The 23,955-nt window shown below is 37.6% G+C and carries 14 protein-coding genes; all 14 read right to left on the bottom strand.

Annotated elements, in window-relative coordinates:
- Positions 1-23 precede the first annotated feature (23 nt).
- The 14 genes from lpxB to J0A69_RS17585 all read right to left on the bottom strand — a co-directional run bounded on the left by lpxB (position 24) and on the right by J0A69_RS17585 (position 23,791).
- Entirely contained in the window at positions 24-1,136 is a 1,113-nt protein-coding gene (gene lpxB / locus J0A69_RS17650; RefSeq protein ID WP_206587935.1) for a lipid-A-disaccharide synthase, read from the bottom strand.
- A 29-nt stretch (positions 1,137-1,165) separates the two neighbouring features.
- Entirely contained in the window at positions 1,166-1,585 is a 420-nt protein-coding gene (locus tag J0A69_RS17645) for a 6-pyruvoyl trahydropterin synthase family protein (protein WP_206587934.1), read from the bottom strand.
- A gap of 123 nt (positions 1,586-1,708) precedes the next feature.
- Positions 1,709-2,653, bottom strand: a complete 945-nt coding sequence (locus J0A69_RS17640; RefSeq protein ID WP_206587933.1) for a DUF1735 domain-containing protein — start codon at positions 2,651-2,653, stop codon at positions 1,709-1,711.
- Between the two features lie 23 nt (positions 2,654-2,676).
- Entirely contained in the window at positions 2,677-4,260 is a 1,584-nt protein-coding gene (locus J0A69_RS17635; RefSeq protein ID WP_206587932.1) for a SusD/RagB family nutrient-binding outer membrane lipoprotein, read from the bottom strand.
- A gap of 10 nt (positions 4,261-4,270) precedes the next feature.
- Complete coding sequence (locus tag J0A69_RS17630; protein ID WP_206587931.1) at positions 4,271-7,375, bottom strand: SusC/RagA family TonB-linked outer membrane protein; 3,105 nt, start codon at positions 7,373-7,375, stop codon at positions 4,271-4,273.
- Between the two features lie 1,143 nt (positions 7,376-8,518).
- Entirely contained in the window at positions 8,519-9,217 is a 699-nt protein-coding gene (locus J0A69_RS17625) for a hypothetical protein (RefSeq protein ID WP_206587930.1), read from the bottom strand.
- Positions 9,217-12,660: a S8 family serine peptidase gene (locus tag J0A69_RS17620; protein WP_206587929.1), complete on the bottom strand. Its 3,444-nt coding sequence runs from the start codon at positions 12,658-12,660 to the stop codon at positions 9,217-9,219. The genes J0A69_RS17625 and J0A69_RS17620 overlap by 1 nt, the downstream gene beginning before the upstream one ends.
- Before the next feature lie 184 nt (positions 12,661-12,844).
- Positions 12,845-13,636 carry a hypothetical protein gene (locus tag J0A69_RS17615; RefSeq protein WP_206587928.1) on the bottom strand — a complete coding sequence of 264 codons (792 nt, stop codon included), beginning with the start codon at positions 13,634-13,636 and terminating at the stop codon, positions 12,845-12,847.
- Between the two features lie 14 nt (positions 13,637-13,650).
- Positions 13,651-15,081: a RagB/SusD family nutrient uptake outer membrane protein gene (locus J0A69_RS17610; protein ID WP_206587927.1), complete on the bottom strand. Its 1,431-nt coding sequence runs from the start codon at positions 15,079-15,081 to the stop codon at positions 13,651-13,653.
- A 12-nt stretch (positions 15,082-15,093) separates the two neighbouring features.
- A complete protein-coding gene (locus tag J0A69_RS17605) occupies positions 15,094-18,072 on the bottom strand; it encodes a SusC/RagA family TonB-linked outer membrane protein (protein WP_206587926.1) in 2,979 nt (992 codons plus the stop codon).
- Between the two features lie 944 nt (positions 18,073-19,016).
- Positions 19,017-20,939, bottom strand: a complete 1,923-nt coding sequence (locus J0A69_RS17600; protein ID WP_206587925.1) for an OmpA family protein — start codon at positions 20,937-20,939, stop codon at positions 19,017-19,019.
- Between the two features lie 4 nt (positions 20,940-20,943).
- Positions 20,944-21,570 (bottom strand): 7-carboxy-7-deazaguanine synthase QueE, encoded by a 627-nt coding sequence (locus J0A69_RS17595; RefSeq protein WP_206587924.1) that lies wholly within the window; start codon positions 21,568-21,570, stop codon positions 20,944-20,946.
- Between the two features lie 119 nt (positions 21,571-21,689).
- Complete coding sequence (locus J0A69_RS17590; protein ID WP_206587923.1) at positions 21,690-22,127, bottom strand: GNAT family N-acetyltransferase; 438 nt, start codon at positions 22,125-22,127, stop codon at positions 21,690-21,692.
- Between the two features lie 62 nt (positions 22,128-22,189).
- Positions 22,190-23,791, bottom strand: a complete 1,602-nt coding sequence (locus J0A69_RS17585) for an amidohydrolase (protein WP_206587922.1) — start codon at positions 23,789-23,791, stop codon at positions 22,190-22,192.
- Positions 23,792-23,955: the final 164 nt, after the last annotated feature.

The following is a 23,955-nucleotide window of genomic DNA, read 5'->3' as shown; positions in this document are numbered from 1 at the left end:
ATTCTCAGCTTTCAAGAATTCCGCTAATCAAAAGATGCCAGAATTAACTTGGCTGTATTTTCGGATGCACTTTCCTCCCCAAGTCTTTCTTGAATCAAATCATAGCCTTGGAGCATTTGCCCTTTGTAGACTGGGTTGGTCAAGATTTGATGAAGTTCAGATTTTAAATTATCGACAGAAAATTCATCCTGGATCAATTCTTTCACCACTTCTTTTCCAGCAATAAGATTTACCAAAGAGATAAAATCAATTTTGACCAGTCTCTTTGCAAAAAAATAAGTGACTGGACTAGTTTCGTAAACAACGATTTGTGGAACTCTGAATAGGGCCGTTTCCAATGTTGCAGTCCCAGAAGTAACCACTGCTGCTACGGCATGAGAAAGCAAATCGTAAGTTTGGTTATAGACCACTTTCAATCCAGCATTTTTGGCTGGAGAATAGATAGAATCGTCCAAGCTATCAACTCCGGCTATTACAAACCGAGCACCTGGAAATTCTTTGGTCAGCTGTACCATTTTTTCCAACATTGAAACTACTTCCTGTTTCCTACTTCCTGGTAATAAGGCAATGATTGGCTGGAAACTCAATTCATTTTTCTGGTAGAAGAAATCATGAGCTTGAAACTTCTTGATCTCGTCTAGAAGAGGATTTCCAACATAGTTTACGTTCATCCCAAATTTCTCAAAAAACTCCGGTTCAAATGGGAGAATTGAATAAATATGATCAGTAAACTCTTTGAGCTTGTAGGCTCTTTTTTGATTCCAAGCCCAAACTTTCGGTGGGATGTAATAATGGACAGGAATCGAATGCTCCTTGGCAAAGGCAGCAATCTTCATATTAAAGCCACCATAATCTATCAAGACTATGGCATCCGGCTTTGAATTTAGAATGTCTGATTTGACAAGATTCAGGTATTTTAAAACTTTTCGGAAGCCTAATACAACTTCCAAAAAACCCATCAAGGCAACTTCTGAGTAATCAACAAAAATATCTACACCTGCTTCTTGGGAATACTTGCCTCCCATTCCTCTCCAAGCAATATCTGGATTGAGTTGGTTCATAGCTAACACAAGATTGCTTGCATGAAGATCTCCCGATCGCTCGCCTGAAATGATGTAAATTTTTTGGGATTTCAAATTTTAGGGTTGAGGGTTCAAATAAAAAATCACTCTCCAAGATACTCGACGAAATTTCTTGGAGTTTCATAAAGCGTCAATTTGTGCAATCCACCATTGGAAGTAATTTCTTTCACCGCAGGCTCAAGGATCTTCCAGAATTCCATTACTAAATTTTCGCAACTAGCTAATTTGCCTTCCATAAAATCCACGTCAATGTTGAGGTTTTTATGGTCCACTTTGTCAATAACCAAAGTCCGGATGATGGTGCTCAATTTCTTTAAATCAACCACAAATCCAGTATCAGGATCTGGTGTTCCTTTGACCATGACGATCAACTCAAAGTTATGCCCATGCCAATTGACGTTGGCACAAGGACCAAATACTTCCACATTTTTTTCATCGGACCACTTCGGATTCCACAACTTGTGTGCTGCATTGAAGTGTTCTTTCCGGCAAACGTAAATCATAGCTTTTTTAATAGGTCGCAAAGTTAGCTAAAAAGAAAGAATTTAGCCGAATGGTTCCCAATTAGCCTAAAAAAAGAAAGCCTTGACACATTGCCAAGGCTTTCAAATTTAAAGAGCTATTTATTATCTCTCACCAATGTAAGTAAATGTCTCTTTGAATGTACATCTGATTTCACCGTTTTGATACATGAAGTAGCTAACTTCTAGCTTCTTCTCATCTCCGGAAGTAACAGTAAACATGTTAACCCCGGATGGATCGATCTCAGCATATCTCGTATTTCCTGCTGGCTGACCATAGTAATTAGTAACTGAAATCACTTTACCAGAATCATCCATATTGAAGTTTGCAGAATAAGAGCCATAGTAAGAAAGACCTCCTCCTGTGTTGAAAACATAACCAAATCCACCAAGAGCTAGATCCCATCTACCTACAGAGTTTGCTGTGATAGTTCGCAATTCAACTTCGTATGGATAATAACCAAAGAATGCTGCATTATTTCTATCGACAAATTCACCTGTCACTTCATACAATCCATCGTATTTGTTCTTTGCTCCAACTGCATAGATAGCAGTATTGAAGTTACCAGAAATAATACCGAAAGAAGATTCAGTGATTGTCAAAGGAATCGCATAGTTTTTAGAGAAATCAAAGTTGTTAGTAAATAACTTAATCGTTTTCTCTACCTGTCTTTGACCTTTAGGAATAGTCACTTCCATTCCATCAATAGAATATAAATCTGAAGGAAGTACTTCGTATTCGGTTCCTTCTGACTCATTGTACTCTTCCAAAGCACTTTCGTTTACTCTGAATTTTACGTTGATGTCTTGATTGTTGTCATGAGCACCTGAGTAGCTCAAGATTATTTTCAATTCAACTTCATCAGCAGCAGTAAAAGAAGTAACATAAAGAGGATAAACGCTACCAGGTGCAGCAATCAATCCAATGTCGAAAAACTCGACAACGTTTTCTACCTGATCCGGATCAAACAGAGGATCCTCATCCAAACATGATGTAAGCGAAAATGTCGCTACCACAAGAAGGACCAGTTTATTAATATATCTTTTCATTTTTATTTTCTTTTATTGGTTGATTATTGCGCTTGCCAGAAAATCAAAGAAGAGAATTGGTTAATTCCTGAAGGAACGTTTTCTGGGTTAAGCTGGAATTCTGTATCTGGATACAAAAATCTAACTGGCAACTCATCAGGTCTTGGAGAGCTTGAAAGAATTGACGCAAATGTCTCATTAGGATCGTTTGAACCTTCCACAATTGCAGGGTACCCTGTTCTTCTAAATTCAGCCCAAGCTTCCTGACCATGGATAAAGTTCAACGCGATATATTTCTGAGTGATGATAGCTTCCAATTTCTTGGCATCGGTATCAGCCAAAGAATAGTTTACCAAATAGTTATCAGCATTTTCTTCCTTATAAAGTTCGAAATCACCTGCAGGATCCATTCCAGCTTCCACTTGGTTGTTTTCTCCTTTGTACAAGTATTTGAAAGAAGCAATTACACCATTTTCAAAAGCAGCCATATCATCACCAGAAAGGTAACCTTTCATGTAAGCCTCAGCTTGAAGTAGATAAGATTCAGCTGCAAGCATCATTGGAACGCCAGCTTTTCTTCCTTTCAACAAACCGATAGAAGTAGATGCATTTGCACCAGTTCCTGTACCCACATACCAAGCTGTTTGGTTAGAAAGTGCAGCAGGGTTATCTACTAGATTACCTAATACACCTTTTGGAGTACCGGTAGGATATGCTCTATAAGTTGCAGAACCTCTTCCTTCGTCAGAAATCTTTGTACCGTTGTAGAAAGCATAAACGAAATCAGAAGGGATAGCTTGTCTTCCTCCTCCAGAAAGAGAACCGGAAGCATTTGTATGATAAGTCTCCCAATAAGGATTTTGCTTTCCTGCAGTTGCCAAGTATCCTGGATTAACGATTGCGTCTTCTGTCAAGAAACCAACAGAAGTATCAAAAGAACCAAACTTAGTCATCGCATAGCTGCTAGTAGAAGATCCAGATGACATTCTCATCAGTAATCTTAGCTTCAATGTATTTGCAAATTTTGCCCATCTTGTGACATCACCACCAAACATTACGTCAGCACTTCCAAGTGGCTGAGCCAAATCTGCTGTAGTGAATGAAGCAATAGCAAGGTCAAGTTGTTCTACCAAATCTTGGTAAATAGCTTCCTGAGAATCATAAGCGGGAGTTACATTATCAGAACCTTTCAATCCTTCAGTGTAAGGAACGTTGCCGAAAACGTCAACTAACATATGGAAATCATATGCTTTCATCACTTTCGCAACACCATTGAAATAAGCTAAAGAAGGATCTTCAGCAGTTTGATCTTCAATGTATTGGTAGTTGATCAAATCGTCATAAGTAGATTCCCAAGTGGTAGCATACGAACCTGTTGTGTAATTATAAGTTACAATAGATCCCCATCCACCATAACCACCTGCATTAACTGTATAGCCAATAATCCATCCAGCATTGGAGTTGTAACTTCTCAAAAGAGAAGCAGTTCTAACAAGCGCATTAGGCATTACCAATTGAGGTGTTGCCGATGTCGCGTTATTTGGGTTCACATTATCTCCTAAAAACGTCTCGCAGGCGCTGAAGGAAAGTACTGTGAACAACAAAGCGATTCTTAATATATTTTTCATTCTAAACTAATTAAAATGTTAATGAAAGTGATGCACCAAAGAATCTGGTTGGAGGCGTTGCACCAAGTGTAACGATACCAATTGCATTACCATCTGAGAAGTTGAAATCAGGATCTGTATAGATGTTAGATTTCGTAGTAAGGATGATTAGGTTTCTACCTTGAGCAGTGACAGTTGCACCTTTGATGAAACCAACTTTGCTCATGATGCTAGTAGGAATTACATATGAAATAGCTACTTCTCTCAATTTCCAGTAATCACCGGATACCAAGTAGTTGTCAGCAATATTTCTTCTATAAGATCCGTCTGTCCAGAAACCAGCACCACCATCGGTTACTGTGATGTTTGTATTAGGGATATATGATCCAGGATTCTCAGGATCTTCGTAAGAAGAGTTAGGAATCACGAAACGCTCTCTGTTGAAATAAGTAGTTGTGATACCGGATCCTGAGAAATCAAAAGATCCACCACCGTTATAAAGGATTTTATAATCACCTCTATATTCAGCAAGTGCATATAATCTGAATCCTTTGTAGATCAATTCTCCAGTGATACCCAATCTATGCTTTGGTACGGTATTACCTAAAATAACCTGTCCTTCAGCAGCACTTGGATAACCAGTGTTAGCATCTACAATGATTCTTCCTTGATCATCTTTCTTATAGGTAGTTCCTTGAAGTAATGGGAAAGGCTGTCCTTCAACCGCATAAACTTGGGCTTGTCCACCTGTTGATAATTGCAAGCTAGGAAGGTCATCAGAGATTGAAACTACCCAGTTATCATTGAAAGTATAGTTTGCACCCACATTGATTTGAGTATTGTTTCTTTGGAAAAGAATCAAATTTAAGTTAGTCTCAACCCCTCTGTTTGCAACTTCACCTGTGTTTTGCAAGAAGGAAGAAAAACCAGTTGCTCTTGATACACCTGTTCCAATAGTCTGATCCACAGTTCTAGTATCATAGAACGTGAATGAACCGTTTAATCGGTCAAAAATATCGAAGTCAATACCTGCTTCAAAAGCAGTAGTGATTTCTGGCTTCAAGCCTTTAGCGACCAATCTGTTATCCAAAGTAAAGCCTGAAAGTGCCCCATAAGGGAAACCTGCAGAAGGACTGAAAGTCGGATCCAATGCATAAGCACCGAAGTTTACTTGACCAACTTGAGAGATACTACCTCTGAACTTCAATAATGCTATTTTTGAAGACTCTTTAACTGAAGTGAAAGCCTCTGAAGCAATGAAAGCGACAGATGCAGAAGGATAGAAGAAAGATCTATTTTCTTTAGCCAAAACAGAAACCCAGTCATTTCTACCAGTCAATTCAACAATTAACATGTCTTTATAAGCGGTTTTCAAACGGCCATAAACACCAATTTGATTTGTCTCGGAGTTGCTTTCGCTTGCTCCAGGCTCGCCTACTCTGTTACTGATGTTGTAAAGTCCTGGGATTACGATTCCGTTTGCAGAAACGTTCACACCTTTTCCTTTATTTCTTCTTAAACTTTGGCCTAATAACAAATCAAAGAACAAGTCTTGACCAACTGCTTTCTTGAAATCAACCAAGAAATCAGTATTGATTTGGTTTTGATATCCAGATCCATCAGATACACCACCAGCAATATCAGTTTTAGCTGCAGAAATTTCTTTCGTATAATCGGTGAAAGTGAACTGACCGGTAGTAGACTTATTGTAATACGTTCTGTTAGAAATACCTACTCGGTAAACGAAATCAACCCATTGAGCTGGCTTGTATTTCAATTCAATATTTCCTACCAAGTAGTCATTACCTGCATTATTTCTGTTGTTGTCAACTGAGAAATACGGGTTGTCATAATACTCATTGTAATATCCGTTTGGATTGGAAAATGGATCATTTCTCCAGTCTTTGTATCTAGTCAAAGGAATATGAGCCGGAGTCTGTAGGATTTGATCATACATTGATCCAGTCACAGTGGTAATGTCATATCTATTCTGAACATAGTTAGAAGAGAAAGTCATTGCCAGTTTACTATTGAAATCTCTTGTGCCGTTGAAACGGATGGAAGCTCTTTGGTAATTATCACCTGGAGTTGTACCATTATTGTTCAAGAATTGAGCTGAGAAGAAGTTTGTAGAGTTTTCATCACCACCAGTAATAGACAAGTCAGTTTGGTTAGTGATACCATTTTCCCAGAAATTGTTTTTATCCCCAGTATTTGAGTAAGGAACTGTTTGGATTGATCCGTCTTCTAGAGGCTTACCGATTTCAACCATAGACCCGTCAAAACGAGGACCATATTGCTGGTTTTCGTAAGGAACATACTGATGAGGATACCCACCCGCATAACCGGAACCGAAAGAAGTCTGAAGCTCAGGATAGAAACTTACTTTTTCCAAATTCACGGTATGTCCTAAAGTTACACTTGTCTGACCTGCTTTACCTCTCTTAGTAACGATGATCAAGGCACCATTTGATGCAGCAGAACCATAAAGTGCGGCTGCGTTAGAACCATTCAATACAGTAATTTCCTGAATATCTTCTGGATTAAGGTTACCAAGAATGGTGTTTGGAACGATAACGTTATCAACTACGATCAAAGCTTCGTTATTACCAGTCAAAGATCTGCTACCTCTCAATACAACTCGTACATTAGGGTTAACGCCTGATCCAGTAGTGTTGATCTGAAGACCAGCAACCTTACCCACAAGACCTTGTGCCACGTTGATAGCTTTACCTTGAGATATGTCACGAGTTTCAATACTTGTAGCATTGTAACCCATTTCGACTCTCTTAGTAGCAACACCCGCTGCACCAGTAATTACAACTTCCTCCAGACTTTGTACATCTGGATTTAAAACCACATTGACTACAGATTGCTGTCCAATAGCAATTTCTTTAGTAGTGGTACCAATAAAACTAAATACCAGAACAGTACCTTGAGATGGAACAGTAAGTGTGAACTTACCATCCAAATCCGTTGCTGTCCCAGTAGTCGTGCCTTTTACAAGCACGGTTGCGCCAGGGATCGGAGATCCATCCTCACCGGATGTCACCACACCTGACACTTGACGATTTTGGGCAAATGCAATGGCAGTTGCTAAACAAAATGTCAATCCTAGAAGTAAAATTTTCTTCATAATGGTTAGGTTGATATTTTAATTAAGTAGCAATAGTATTTTTTCTTTATGAGAAATCAATAAGACGAAAAAGAAAATTGATGAAAGGTTTCTAAATGAAAAAAGAATATTCTATAAACATTTAAAACTAAAACCATATTATATTTTTCAATACTTTCTTTAAAAGCAATATTTGAAATAAAAAAAGTTGTTAATCCTGTGTTAACAAAAGTTAATTTTTTTAAATATATTCATATACCTATATTTTTAGGAAAAAACAAAGAAATCAGAATTAATATCATATAAAATCTTTTTTTTCACAATAAAAAACCACCATAAAGAAGATATAAAGAATTTAATGTGCCATAAATTAATATTTTAGGAATTTTATACTAATTTTTTAAATTTAAGATTAAAGAATAATTGCAATTCATTCAAGTTCAATTTTGAGTTGTAAGTCTCATAAAAAAATCAGCGCAAAACGGCCTCATTCAGCCTATTTTCAACATAGTTGCATTTTTTTAGTAAAATGGGCACAAAAGCCAGGTACTCTTTGTAAAGTTCGGTTTTTATCAATTTTAGAAAAATAAACATTGTCACATATAATTTAATTTATTGTAGTATATAATTTTTCAATTATAAAAATAATACAAAACCAAACCTTTTGATGTAGATCAAAGCATAGCTATATTTTATCAGATGGTTATAAATGATTATCTGTGGTAGATTCTTTATTAATAAATAAATATTATTTTTTTAAAAGATAATAACTGACAAGATATATTAATATAGAATTAAAAATAATCCAATACTAATAAGAATAATATAAAAAATTAATTTTTTAGTGTTTTTACCAATTATTATACTGCAATCAATATTTGGAAAGAATTTTTAATCATTAAAATCAATTCATGAAAAATATAATTGGTTTATAGTACCTTCTTTAGGAGTTATAAATATTGAATTTAAATAAGATGAGTAAAATTATACCTTGTTTTTAGTGCTAAAAATAAAATCTATTAAACAAGTTTCTGTATTAAATTTATATCGAATAAAATCAAATCAAATTCAACCAGCTGAATTACAACTCAATACCTTTAGTTCCTTCCAATAAAAAAAGCCTATCAAGGATAGGCTTTTCAAATTCATCTGAGGAGCTTCTAATTAGGCCTCATTGAGCTTTTGAAAGAATACGACCAAATGATCCTCTCTGCTTAAATCCAACTTGAACTGCTTCACGATATCCTTCGCCATAGCTTGATCATCATCATGCAATGCCTTGATGATATTGTTGGTCTTATTTCGTACTGATTCTACGTTTTCATCTGAATCGATCAGGTAAAAGCTTTCTTCAAAGACAAACATCTGACCAGGAGTTGGTGAATAGCTGTTTTTCGGAGGAGTTACCAAATCACTATAAAACCTTCTAATAAGGGTGTATTTTTTGCCTTCTGCTAGCACATTCACAAGATCTTTTGGATTGATTGCCTTTACAAAGTCAAAACCCTTCTTGAATAATAAGCTAGGCAGCATCCCTTCTGATCCGGTCGCTAGCATAACCGCTGGACGGTTTAACACGGCATACTCAACAAAGTCTTTATCTAAGTAAATCGCATTTCCAGCTTCATTGATGACTTCCAACTCATTGTCATGCACATTGAACCTAAAGGCAACATCTTCTTTCAATCCTGCATTACTTGTACCAATGGAGGCTTTCGACCAATCCTCAAATAAATAAGGAGAGCCATCAACACTCGAATAACTATTGAGCCTAGCCGGTGCTCCATTTAAGTTTACATTTGATATTTGCGCCATAGAAAGCTGTGAAACCAGCATGGCACAAAGGATAAATAATCTTTTCATTAATTCTTAATTAGCTTTTTGTGTAATGTTAAATTGTTGGTTTCAATTTGGAGGATGTAAATACCTTTCGATCCATTCAGTCCTAATTCTACCTCCAAATCATCATAACTTTTGTTGATTTCCTCCATCACTAATTCATGACCTGTCATGTCATAAACTCGAAGATTGACTTGTCCACGGTATTCATTGTTGATCATAACCCGGAAGTTATTTTCGAAAGGGTTGGGACCTATAAAGATGCCAAAACGGCTTAATTCAACCTCTTGATCAGGAATTGCCGAAATCACAACTGGTTCTGAGATTCGATTACAATCCTCATTAAAGATTGCGACTTGATAAATCCCATCATTGGAGACTTCGTAACTCCTATTTGTAGCTCCTTCGATAATAACTCCGTTCTGATACCATTGGTACGAACTTCCAGGCTGCTGGGATGTCAAAGTGCTTCCATTCACAACAATAATTGGTTGTTGCAGAGTATTATCTCCAATTACCACCTCTTTCTCAAATTCAGTGAATCCTGCTGCATTTGCAACTCTCAAAGTAACTTGATAAGTTCCGGCAACAGGGAAAACAAAAATTGGATTTTCTAGATTGGAAGTTCCCAATGAGCCAAATTGCCAAGTATAAGTATCGATCGAGCCTTCACTTAAATTTTCAAAAGAAACTGCTGCTCCAGCACAATTGAAGCTGGTTTCGAAGTTTGCAAATAGCACCTCGTCACAATTTTGCTGAAGCCATCCACTTGCATTTGAAACTATGCTTCCTGTTCCCAAATTAACAATGGCATCTCCTTCTAAATCAACATTGGAAACATTCACATTTTCAAAACAATATTTCTGATAAATGTCATAGGTGATTTTCCCTTTTGAACCAGCATTAATCAAAGCTTTTGCTCCAGAGGTCGCCGATGAAGAAATAGATTCTAAAACTACAAGTTCACCACTAGCACCTAAGTTTAATATAGAAGAAGGTCCCAAGTCCAGTGAATTGATTTCTATTTTATCAATTCCAAATAGAACTTCTGAAGTTGAAATCATAAGTTCGTCTAATCCACCACTTGCCAATTCCAATTTTCCTGATTTGGCAAAGACACTTCCAATTTTTATGGGAGCAGAGTTTTGTAAGGTTCCAGCGTTTCCTTCAAAAACCAAGTTCAGGTTTTCAGGGATTGTAGCTGCTGTAGAAATCGTGATGTTGTTTTGAAAATTAATTACGTCAACAGCCCCTTCAATTTTTCCAGCACCATTTATTACCAAGGAATTCAGTCCAACTTCGTTAATGGCAAAAGAAACCGAGGCGCCCCCTATTGTCAAAACATCCAATTGATCCGCATCTATAATTTGCCAGAAACCACTTGAAAAATTAAGATTCGTCTGACTGAATGCAGCTTGTCCTACTTCGATTATTTGCGGGTTGTCTCCAGCGTTAATAAAATTAATTGCGCCATTACTAAAAGTAGAAACTTGATTGCTTACCCGAAGCCCATTGGAAAGCTGCAATTGATTTCCTTTCAGATCAAAATTAACAACTTGATTTCCAAACAAATTAAGGCTGAAAGCGCTGGCATTTGCCGGGAAATTAACAGTGACATTTCCTCCAGCCGAACCCTCAAATACTACTCTTGTTCCTTCTCCTGGAATTTTATTTGCCGCAGGTCCTGTAGCAGTTGTACTCCAATTTGCCCCATCATTCCAATTTCCGGAATTAGAACCTATCCAATAAAGCGTTTCATCAGAGCCGTTTGAAGTCCCTGCAGTAAATACCAAAGCATATTGTTGAATATCAAACTCCAAATCCCCTTTATGTGAAACGACAACTCTGTATTTCTTTGGAGAAGGACTGTCAATTACAATCTGTTCTACGTTATCCCTGAAATTATCTTTATTACGCTCAGCTTTTGCCGAGACTCCCTTACTTGGATCTAAAGTCCATGGAAAATACTCTGTTCCATCTTCATCAAAAATTCTCAAATCAAGATCATTGACAAGCATCAGTTTATCTGGATCTAAGCTTACTCCTGCCGGAGTTCCCGCAGGATCAGTCCATACAAGGGTTGCTTTTATTGGGGTAACCCCATCAGAGATGAATGAAAATTCATTGGTCTGACCTGCTTCTAAAATCTCCTCCTGAATAAATTTAGAGGAACCATCTTCCTCCAAAATGATTTTAGCAGCATCCTCTACATTCAAAAGTCCCCAACCATAGATATAATCAGGTCCTGGTGAAGTACCCGCTTCTCTACTAGTCTGAATTGACAAAGCTTTCAGCGCAGAAGAAAGCATAAATCTTCCTGCATTTCTTTGAGAATAAAGCTGTTGTAACAAAAGCAATGAACCCGTGACATTTGGAGCAGACATCGAGGTTCCATTCAATGAGGCATAAGAATCTGTACCATTATTTACAGAAGAACTAAACACCCCCACACCCATCGCTACTAAATCCGGCTTGATTCTACCATCATCGGTAGGACCCCAAGATGAAAAAGAACTCATTTTCACATCCGCAGTGGAAGAGTAATCGAGGACACTTTCAACAGCTCCAATCGTCAAATTATTCTTTGACACACCATCTGGACCAATTGTATCTTCAGGTCCATCAGGATCTCTCGTTCCATCACCTTTATCACTTCGATCATTTCCCGCAGACCATACTACGGTATAATAAGGTCTGGAATATAATAATTCGTCAATAGACTGGCTTTTCGAAGAATAAAACCCAAAACGATAATCCTCATTTTCGTCTACACTTGGATTTCCGGCCCAAACCCAACCCGTTGAATTTTGGGTCCAGCCTAACACAATGGAATACGAATGATTTGAAACCAACATTCCATCGGGTTTAGATATCGGGTCGTAAGAATTTCCCAACATTTTGGAAACATCACTTTCCCAGTTAAACGCCCAGCCAGTCGCTTCGTAAGCCATCCCTTTAGCCTGGGCATTAACCCCAGCTGCCAAAATAGTCCCGGTTACGTGAGTAGAGTGGGTGCTGATATTTTCAGTAGACCCATCCTTTTGAGTCAAGCGATCTCCAAATTCAATATGGTTAGCTTTTGGTCTAGTTTGATCTATAATGCCGACAGTAAACCCTTTTCCCGTAAGATTTAATCCTAATCTTCCGCCGGGTTGCAATTGTGCAGCTCCGGTGGTGATTGCTGCATTTTTATTATTTGTAGTGTAAAAAGTTGGAAACCCAGATTCATCTAAGTATTGGATTTTGGAAAATGAGCCATCTTCTAGTTGAAGCTCATTTTTATCATTTAAAAAATTAAAATTCTGACCTAATGAACCCTGTGTAAAATAAAACTGGCTCAAATGGTTTCTTAAGCTATTCTCAACTTGCTCTCTTGCTTTTTGCAATTTTTCAGAGGAGTTGATGGTTGACTGTGCAAGTAAAAAATGAGAGGTAAATAGTAAAATTAGCAATAGCAGTGTTCTCATAAATTATCTTGGTTATTCATTCAAACTGCCTTTTGGAAAAGGATGTTTCAATGTGACATAAATTAGTTAAAGCTTTCCCTATTTAAAATTGATTTGAAAACAGAGCATCTCATTTTTTTTCGGAAATAACTTAACAAAAAAAAGGGAGGTAAACCCTCCCCTTTTTATAAAGTAAATCTTTTTCTTATTGTCTGGTCATAACCACATTCGTCACGGAATATTCCGGATTATAGGTCACATCAGTAACAGACTCAAAAGTGATAGTTTCTGTAGCCGGATCATAAACTCCTGATCCTCTCCATGCAACTCCATTTGTTGGTTCATCTCCGAAAAGCTCAATCTTGTTACAGTTGTCAGTAAAGTTACCAGCCAGCGTAAATTGCTGTCCATAGTAACCTCCCATAGCATTAAGATTGGCAATTCTGTAGGAACCAGTACCAACTTTCACAATAGTTGTTTCATTTCCATTGGCAAACTTCCAAGTACCAGCTAGATCAGATGGACAAATTACTCGAATTCCAATTGTAATTGATCCATAATTTGAAGATACCTCAGCACCTGTTGCACTAGTGATATTAAGTACAAGATCTGGAGTTTCAGAAGGATCAATATTTCCAGTCAAAACTGTAACTGGTAAATTAGCAATGAATTCACCTGCACCAATAGTAACTGTTTTAGAATCCAATCTATAATGAACCCCTTCAACTGCAGTTGAGGTAGGATCAGCTTCTACATTAACTGTAATAGCTGTTGCTCCTGATGCAGAAACCCTGTTGATTTGAACATTCAACACATCAGTTTGTGTTGGATTTTGTCTTACATAAGACTGAGTCAAACCGTTTGGAAGATTTGCTGCATTAAACTCAACTTGATTTCCATCATACAAGGTGTCATAACCTTGATCGTCAAAACAAGCAGTGGTTGTCAACGTAGCGACAATCATTGCAAGGAAAATATATAATTTATTACTTTTCATTTTTTGTTCCGGTTTTAGTTATAACCTGGGTTGTCCACCAACAGCTCATTTAATTGAATCTCACCTTGAGGAAGAGGAGCCAATATTCTGTAATCAGAATAAGGTACAGGTTCGTTATCACCATGCTTGGTAATAGTCAAACCATTTCTCTTCAAATCGAACCATCTATGACCTTCTAAAGCAAATTCTAATCTTCTTTCAGTCAAAATTTGATTGAATAAAGCTTCCCCAGACAATCCAGCATCCACTGCAGCTAGTCCTCTTTTGCCTCTTAAAGCATTCAAATCGGATCTTGCACCAGCAGCGTCATTTGTTCTATATCTAGCTTCAGCTCTGATTAAATAAAGTTCTGCAGCACGGATGATTGGAAGATTTTCTAAGAAATCACCTTTCGTCCCAAGCCATTTTGCAGATCTGTAAACAGTTCCTGCTGCTCCTGATCTAGTAGTTTCAACCCAAGTATCTCTTCTAACATCACCATCTTCATAAGTAGCAAGTAATTCATCAGAAGCTGTTACGATAAATTGTGCAGAATTGAAAACGTTAGCAGTCAATGTACACATAGAGTTATTTACACCATCTACAGTGGACCAATCAACTGATCTAATCTCTACCTCAAAAAGAGATTCTGGGTTAGGATAAGTTGAGAAAGCATCCACATAATTAGCTGGAGTTGCAAGACCAGTTCCATCGTTAGTAAGACCAAAAGTGGCCATAGCCTGAGAAGCCATAGCTGCAGCCTCAGTGAATTTAGAGTCATATAAATAAACTCTTGCCAATAACGCTTCAGCAGCGCCTTTTGTCACTCGGTAAACACCTGCAGACCCTAAACCTGCTGTCGGCAATAAGCCAATTGCAGTGGTAAGATCAGACTCAATTTGATCATATAACGCTCTATTAGTTACTCTTTCGCGGAAATCCGCATCAGAAAAACCTAATGTTGGAGTTGTGCGAAGAATAACAGATTTGTCCCATCCATTTACTTCTTTACCTGGCTCGTAACCATAAACTTTTGCCATATCGAAATAGTAAATAGATCTCAGGAACAATGCTTCCCCTTTAATTCTATTTTTTCTAGTAGCATCACCTTCGATTTCATCGATACCGGCGATTACGATATTGGTTTGGTTGATGGATCCATAATTTCCCCAAAGTCCCATGTGCGCACGATCAGCATTCACTTCCTGACCAATATATCGGCCAGTGTTTGCAATGATTCGTAGGTTATCAGCCATGATTTCAGGAGCAATCATCAAAGTTTGTCCATAATTACCGAAACCTCTTACACCGCCATACGCAGCTGCTAATACAGACTCATACCCATCAACATCAGCTAATGCTGACTCAGGGGTTAAGCTTTGTCTTGGCTCGGTTTCCAATAAATCTGAGCATGAAGCCAGAGATAAAACGGAACCAAGCGCTATAATTTTTATATAATTTTTCATTCCTATTACTAATTAGAAGTTAAGGTTGATACCAGCAGAAATCTGACGAGCATTTGGATAAGCACCATAAGTGTTACCAATTGAGTTTGCCTCAGGATCAATTCCATTATACTTGGTAAATGTTGCCAAGTTCAAGCCTTGAACAAATAAGGATGCACTTGCCATACCAATTTTGCTAGCTGCAGCTGAACCTAAAGTGTAATTCAAAGTCACTTGCTTCAATCGAACATATCCACCATCACTGATCAATCGAGTAGAGAAAGTGTTTACGTTTGAAGTTCCTGGCTCTTGACCACCTTCGTAAGGTCTACCAACAGTTGTAACATCACCTGGCTGCTTCCAATAATCTAATTGGCTTACAAGTAAGTTTCCAGTTCCGGAACCCCAGTTTGCCAAGTTGTATAGATCTGAATTAGTAGCAAGGTTACCGAACTGATATTGGAAGAATACCTCAAGAGTCAATGGACCATATGAGAAAGTATTAGAAAGACCACCGTAGCTAGAAGGTAAAGTGCTACCTCTGTAATCAAGTGTATTTTGTCCTGTTACATAAGTAAAGTTACCTGTTCCAGTTCCATCATCATACATTGCACGACCATTAGCAGGGTTAACACCAAGATATTTGTTAGTGTAGAAGAATGAAATTGGTTTTCCAACGATCAAATTATTACCAATTCTATCTAATCCATCATATAATTCAATCAATTCATTCTCTAGGAATGTGATATTGAAACCTGTACTCCACTGGAATTTTCCAGCTACAACGTTTACAGTTTGTACATCAATATCAATACCTTGATTTCTTACTTCTCCAGTGTTTCTAGTGATTGAACCAAAACCTGAATCTGTTGGAAGAGGAGTATCGAACAATAGGTTGTTAGAATTTTTTCTCCAGAAATCTACTGTTGTAATAATTCTACCATTGAATATGGTTGCATCAAAACCAAGGTTGATGGTTTCTGATTCTTCCCAAGTCAATAAGTCGTTACCCAATTGGCTCAAGTCTAATCCACCTTGGCCCAAATACTGTCCTGAAGAACCAACAAGAGTTCTTGAAGCAAAGTTAGCGATATCAGAGTTACCTGTGATACCGTAAGAAGCTCTTACTCTTAAGTTATCTAACCAAGTAACATTCTCAAGGAATGCTTCTGAAGACAATCTCCAACCAGCAGAAGCTGCATAGAAAGTACCCCATCTGTTTTGGGATCCAAATCTAGAGTGACCATCTCTCCTTACAGTTATGTCAGCAGTATAACGATCATCGTAATCATACTTTGCCTGACCAAAGAAACCAGCTCTTTTGTATTCAGTGTAAGAACTTCCTACTGCAAAAGGTGTAGCTGCGTTATTCAAATAAATCAAAGTTGGATTAGGGAACCCTCTACCAGTTGCAGATTGTGTATCAGACTGAGACCCTTTGTATTCAAAACCTAAAATACCTGATACTGTATGCACATCATTAAATTTCTTATTGAAATTAAAGTTGTGGTTGGTATTGAAGTTTGTATTTCTTCTAGCTGTAAATACAGAAGCTCCACCATAGGAAGAGAAAACTGGGATTGTAGATGGTCTATTGTTGATATCAGCGTTATCAGAGAAATCAAGACCAAAATAAGATGTGAAGCTCAACCAAGGAGCAAACTGATAATTCAACTGAAGATTTGAAACTGTTTGAACAGTCTTACCACTTCTCAATTCTTCGAATACACCTTGTACAATGTTGTAACCAAATAAGTGATTAGAAGGATATGGAGCGAAAGAACCATCTTCATTGTAGATTGGAACATTTGGACGAGCTGAGAAGCCTGCCACGAATGGACCATTCACGAAATTACCTCTATCAATCGATCCATTAGTATTCTGGAAAGACAAAGAAAGATTAGCAGCTACTGTTAAATTTTTGTTTGGTCTGTGTGTTACATTCAAACGACCAGTTGCTCTATTGTAATCAGACATTTCAATCTGACCTTCTTGTTTCGTGTAAGATCCAGAAAGGAAGAACGTTGTCTTTTCATCACCACCAGAAACTGAGATATCATATACACTCAATCTACCTTCTCTGTAAAGTGCGTCTAACCAATCATAGGATTGAAGATTTGGATCTTCAGGATTGCCATAAGTTGCGTCAGAACCTGAAGTTGCTAAACCACGATTTTGGTAAGCTACTCTTTTAATTCCAGCAAGCTGCGAAGCATCCATTACATCATAAAGGTTCAAAGGCTGAACGATACCTTCCTGAACAGACACCTTAACTTGTGACTTTCCTTTTTTACCTTTTTTTGTATTGATCAATACAACACCGTTTGCAGCCTGAGCTCCATAAATAGCAGCAGCAGCAGCATCCTTCAATACTTCGATAGATTCGATATCATTTGGGTTGATTGAAGCAAGAGCGTTTTGAGAACCCTGACCAGATAGACCTCCATTATTTACTTGAACACCATCCACGATGTAAAGCGGATCATTACCAGCGTTGATTGAGCCAACACCTCTAATACGTACGTTCAAAGTACCACCAGGCTGTCCAGAAGTTGAAGTAACCTGAACACCAGAAATTCGACCTTGCATTGCACGGTCAAAAGATTGAACTGGTAGGTTTTCAAAAACTTCACCTTTTACTGAAGCAATTGCACCAGTAATTTCTCTTTTTGATTGATCACCATAAGAAGTAATTACAAATTCTGAAAGAGATTGAATGTCTGGCTCCATTGCAACATCGATAGTAGTTCGATTGCCAATGGTTACTTCTTGTGGACTTAAACCCACAAAAGTAAATACCAAAACATTGTTGCCGGCAGGAACACTTATAGAATACTTACCATCAAGATCTGTGGCAGTACCAATAGTGGTTCCTTTTACCAGAACAGTTGCACCAGGCACTCCAAGGTTGTCTTCCGTAGAAGTAACCGTACCCGTAATCACGCGACTTTGAGCAAACGCTATAGCGCTTCCCAAAAACAGCATGAGTCCAAGAAGTAAAACTTTCCTCATATTTGGTTTATTTTTTTGGTTAAATAGGACTAAATAAAGACCTATAAAGGATGAAACACAAAAAGTAGGGAATAGTTTTTAATTAATTGCAACCTGCAAAAAGTGGAAAAAGGCAATGTTTATTTCGACTATTTATTTAAGTCAAAATAAAACCCAATATTTATGATTTTTAAACACTTTTTGTTCTGTTAATTAATTGTTAACAAAAGTTAATTTCATATTAGCGACTTAGATTTTTTTTTAAAATTTTTCTTTTTCTAATAAAAAAAATTTTATGTCTTTATTAATATATAGTAACTACTTTTTATAATGTGTTTATTAGAAATAAACATATAAATTATGTTAATTATCAGTTATTTCAATATATTATTCTATATAATAGAGATTTAATTATTAAAATAGTTACATAATTATCACTTTATTTAATAATTCATCGAGAAAAATGATATTCAGCCCATCAATTCTCATTCTTGGTTCATTTTAAAAAAAAGAGTGACTGAAAATACAAAAATCATTGATTTTTAATCATTTAGGAAAAACATAGATTGAATCGATCCTATCGTGAACTCTTTTTCGAACTTCATTATTCTGGAAAAAGCCCAAAAACTTAAAATCTTTCTATTCATTTTTTACGGGAACTGGGTAGAAATTTGATCAATATAAATTAATTCAAAAAACCTTACGGCTTAAATGAGCGGTAAAAAAATATAGTCAATCGGTAAAATTTGAATTTTAACTATTATAACCCGAATAAAACATTGTTTTAGCTAAATTAGTTAAAGCATTTTATATAAGAAGTCCGAAGTCTTCTTGAATAACTTATTAGAAAAAGAACAGTAACTTATAAAGTATAGAAAAATCAAGAATTGTTTTATTCTTTAAATGAACTTATAGAAAAAGCTAGGAATTATTAAGCCCTCAGAACAATAAATTCAACACTGGTATTACAGGACTTTGACTGTTATTCTTCTATTGAGAGCTTGATTTTCTGCAGTGTTGTTTGGCACAACCGGTTCTTTGTCTCCCTTACCTTCCACAAGCACTCGCGCTGGATGCATTCCTTCTTTTACCAGGTATTCCTGAACGCTTTTTGCCCGCTGGAGACTTAATTGCTGGTTGTAGCTAGGTGATCCCACATTATCAGTATGACCAGTGATCAGAATATTGACATTTGGGTTCTCCTGGAGGAACTTTACTAATCTTTTTAAAGAGGACATTGATTCAGCTTTCAAAGCATATTTATCAAAGTCAAAGAAGATGTTTTCAAAGACAAATTCTTCACCTGATGCTACAGGCACGAGCTCGACATTCAAATCCTTCACGTTTTTAAGCTTATCTCTTTCCACATTATAGATCTTGGGTAAAAAACCTTTCTTCTCGACATATAGGCCAGAAATTGATTTTTCAGGATACAACATCATGAAATCCCCTGTTTTCCCATCTGCTTTAAATTGATAAAGGGTACTATCGTTTGTCAAGGACACCAAGGAAAGTGTGGCATCGATTGGTTCCCCAGTTTTCGAATTGAAAACCTTACCTCCTGTAACTGTGAGATTTTCTCCTAAATAGATGGATTCAGGAAACTTAAATCTATACAAGAGAGAGCGGTCGTTTCCATTTTCTCCAGATGTTAATTCGGTAAAATATGCATAATCCTTTTGTGCTGTAATAAACAATGCGACCTGATCTAGGTGATCATTTATTGGTAGGCCTAGATTTTCCGGTGAGGAAAATTCGCCTCCTTTTACCCGAGAAAGAAAAATATCCATCCCACCAAACCCTTGATGGCCATCTGAGGCAAAGAATAAGATTTCATTATTAAAAAACATGAAAGGCGAAATTTCATCTTTGGCCGTGTTTACTGCGTTTCCAAGATTTTTTGCATCTGACCAAGACCCATCGTTTTGGCGCACACTGTACCAAATATCATTTCCCCCATACCCTCCTCTTCTATTGGAAGAGAAGAACAGAATCCTACCGTCTGCTGATAATGAAGGTTGCGAATCCCATGACCTTGAATTGACCTTTTTACCCATGTTCGTTGGTCGCTGCCAATTCCCATTTACCTTATAGGCAATGTATAAATCACAGCTACCTTCGGAGTCCGGAGCATCACAGGAAGTGTAAATCAGAATATTCCCATCCGCAGTCACAGAACAGGTGCCTTCATTGTATTGGGAATTGATGGTCTGGGCTATGCTGACAGGTTTGTTCCAAGATCCATCTGGCTCTGCAAAGGCTGTGAAAATATCTTCTTTGTCAAAATTCCCTGTTCCATCTCGTTTGGTAAATAGAATTTGTTCCCCATCGGCGGTTAAAACAGGAAAATATTGGAGTTGAAACTCATTTAATGGATCTTCAAGTTTTTCCTTTTCGATAGACATTGATCTACCTAATTGTGATTCCAGAAAGTCAATTTTAGATTTCATATCCACGTAATAGATTGTATTCCTGAAATCCTCTTCAAATAAGGAGTCTACCGCTTTAAACTCATCATAAGCTTTTTGAAATTCTCCAGTTTTCAAATAAAGATTTGAAAATAGCCATCCAAAATCAGCTACGTTTTTGATGGTAGCGTTTTTGCCCGCCAATCTTTTTTTACCTGCTTCCGCCACTGACTTTGCTTCTTCAAGCTTGCCTTGAGTGATCAGTAGCTGTGACATTTTGACGTAGGCTTCTAAAAAGGACGCTTCCCTATCGATAGCATCTTGATATTTCTTTATTGCCTGATCGTATTGCCTTGAAAGCGTAAGCTCTTCTGCTTCCTTAAAAAATCTAATAGCCCTTCCATCAATGATAGAATAGGTCTGAGCATAACTCAGACTAAATGTGAATAAAAATAGAATTCCAAGGAAAATTCGCCTCATGGACTTAGGGTATGTCCATAAATTTATGAGTTTGCAGCGAAATTTTCCAATTTGGATGACTTTTCGTGTAGTTTATGATTTCAGGAGTGAATTTTTCTGATTTACTCCATTCCGGTTGTATTCGTAATTCACAGTCTTTTTTCACTAGCTTAGCATGCTCTTCCGCAAACGCAAAATCACTTGAATGAAAGACAACAACTTTTAATTCGTTGGCTTTTGAATAGATAGAAGAATGTGGCTTTTTGAATTTTTTTGGAGAAAAACATACCCAATCAAAATCTCCAGAAAATGGATGGGCACCAGAAGTTTCAATATTAATAGTAAATCCTTTTTCTTTCAAAAGTGAAGTCAACGGACCTAAATCATACATCAACGGTTCGCCACCAGTGATCACAGCCAAACGACCTGGGAATTTCTCTGCTTCAGAAACGATTTTCTCAATGGATTGAACTGGCCATTTTCCAGCTTCCCAGGATTCTTTGACATCACACCAAACACATCCCACATCACAGCCTCCAAGCCGGATAAAATATGCGGGATAGCCTGTGAATCTACCTTCTCCCTGGATCGTATAAAATGCCTCCATGATAGGAAGCGATTCGCCTTTTGCAATCAGTTCTGCTGTCTTCATGAATTTTTGTTAAAGCGGGCAATTGAACCGCTGGTGAAAATCAGCTGCAAAGGTAAGGGTTTTTCCCTTGGAAAAAATCAAAGCATCGGAAGTTGCTATTTTGAAGTAAAAGGGAAAGACTACATAAGGTCTTTCATCATCACAATTCTATAATCTTGAACCCCTCCTTTTTGAAGTACTTCGATAATTTTAAAATTTCTTGAAAGTCCGAACTTGATCATTGCGGGAAAGCGGTTTCTTGTTTTGAAAAACACCCGCTTAAATCCATTTTCCTTTGCCCAATTTTCTTGGTATTCCGCCAAGGCATTGGCAACTCCGGTTTTCCTGAATTCTGGAAGTACTCCTCCCATCCAGGAATACAAAACTTCTGGCGATTCACTTTGGTACGCCACTTTAAAACCAGCCACCTCATGATTTACCTCTGCCACTAAAGCTAAAAAAAGTCTATGCTTCAAATTCTGCTCATAAAACCCATGAGCTACACGATCTGGGAACTCAGGGATCATTCGATGAACCTCATCAAGCTCAGAAAAAGAGGCAGTTCGAACTGTAATCATCACATTTATTTGAAAAAAGGGTTGCAATGAAAATCTATGATCAATCCTTGCAACCCATCAATTTATTTTTTAAGCGTAGGATAAGTTACTCCCAACTGCTCTAAATAGGTATCAAATTTCGTTTCGTCATAATAAAACTTCTCCATTGCAGGACGGAACTGGTCCATAATACTTTTATTAAGATAAATCGGTGCTTCATCCTCGGCTGAAATCATTGGTTTATACTCCGTCTCCTTTGTCTGTACATTCTTAAAATAATCCCAAGCCTCACCCACTAATTCAGGATTCAAAAGGAAATCCAAAATTGTCATTGCCTCTGCTTTTGCACCAGCAGTTACTCCTTTATGTGCAATAGGAGTTGCCATCGCAATCGCATTTGCCCAATGGTGTCCTGGCAATCCTGGAATATTTGAAGGAAATCTTAAAGTAACAGTAGGCAATACCCAAGAAACATCTCCAATATCATCAGAACCTCCAGAAACTGGTCGAGTCACAGGGAGGCCCAGTGTATCTAATTTGGTTGGAAGCCCCTCCGCTCTTGTTGCACCCACTTCTTCTTGGACCGCCTTTGCCAGCATTTGATCTTCTTCAGACCACTCCGGTAGCCCAACCTGCAAAATATTTGCATACATCTTTTCAGCAATCACCTTATTGAAATGACGAGGCCAAGCCGTTCCCAAAATTTTTGAAGTCATTTCCGTATCAGTCATCATGGCTGCTCCAGCAGCCATTTTGTTGGCTGCATCATACATATCCATGATTCCTTCATAAGAAACATCTCTAAAGTAATACCAGATAGATGCTTTAGAAGGCACAACATTTGGCTGATCTCCACCATCTGTAAAGATGGAATGCGATCTTTTCAAAGGATCTAAATGCTCTCTTCTATAATTCCAACCAACATTCATCAACTCAGCTGCATCCAAGGCACTTTTTCCTCTCCAGGGTGCTCCTGCGGCATGCGCTGCTTCTCCTGAGAAAGTATATTCAACAGAAATCAAACCTGTTCCTGAAGAAGCACCATAACTCACACCTAGATTATTTCCTACGTGGGTGAAAATACAGATATCGATATCATCAAAAAGCCCATCTCTAACAAACCAAGCTTTGGAAGCCACTAATTCTTCAGCAATTCCTGGCCATAAAATGAGAGTTCCGCCAATATTTTCGCGCTCCATAATTTTCTTCACTGCCAAAGCTGCCGTGATATTCAATGGAATTCCGGCATTGTGACCTTCCCCATGACCAGGGGCTCCTTCTATAATTGGTTTATGGTAAGCAACTCCTGGATATTGAGAAGCTTTTGGAATATCATCTACATCCGAACCTAATGCTATGACAGGACCTTCCCCGTTGCTCCATTTCGCAAACCAAGCAGTTGGAATTCCTGAAGCTCCCATTTCGATCGTAAATCCATTTTCCTCAAGGATCCCAGTAAGATATTTAGACGACTCGATTTCCTGAAAGCCTAGCTCAGCAAAACTGAAAATCTTATCAACCATCACTTGGCTCATTTTGGCATCTTCCTGCACCAATTGAGATACTTCCGCTTTGAGTGCTTCTTTTTGTTTGGCAGAATATTTCTTTTGGGCTAAGGCAAAGTTTGAAATCAGAATAGCGCCACAAGCAAAAATTGCCTGTCGCCAAAGGGTAGATTTTTTCATTTAATTGGTGGTTAGGTTGAGTCTGAAAATACTAAAAAGTCCTGAGTCTAAATCTAAAACTTGATCAATTCTAAAAATTATTACACAGGAGGATTTGCGGATTTTCATTCCAAACCCCGTCAAATTTTCTATTTTTGCAGGCGTTTAGCTAAAAAATCACAAAA

Origin of the sequence: Algoriphagus pacificus, assembly GCF_017254845.1 — a bacterium.
GTDB classification, from domain to species: Bacteria; Bacteroidota; Bacteroidia; order Cytophagales; family Cyclobacteriaceae; genus Algoriphagus; species Algoriphagus pacificus.
Note: the sequence above shows the minus strand (reverse complement) of the source record. Positions and strands in the feature narration are given on the sequence as shown.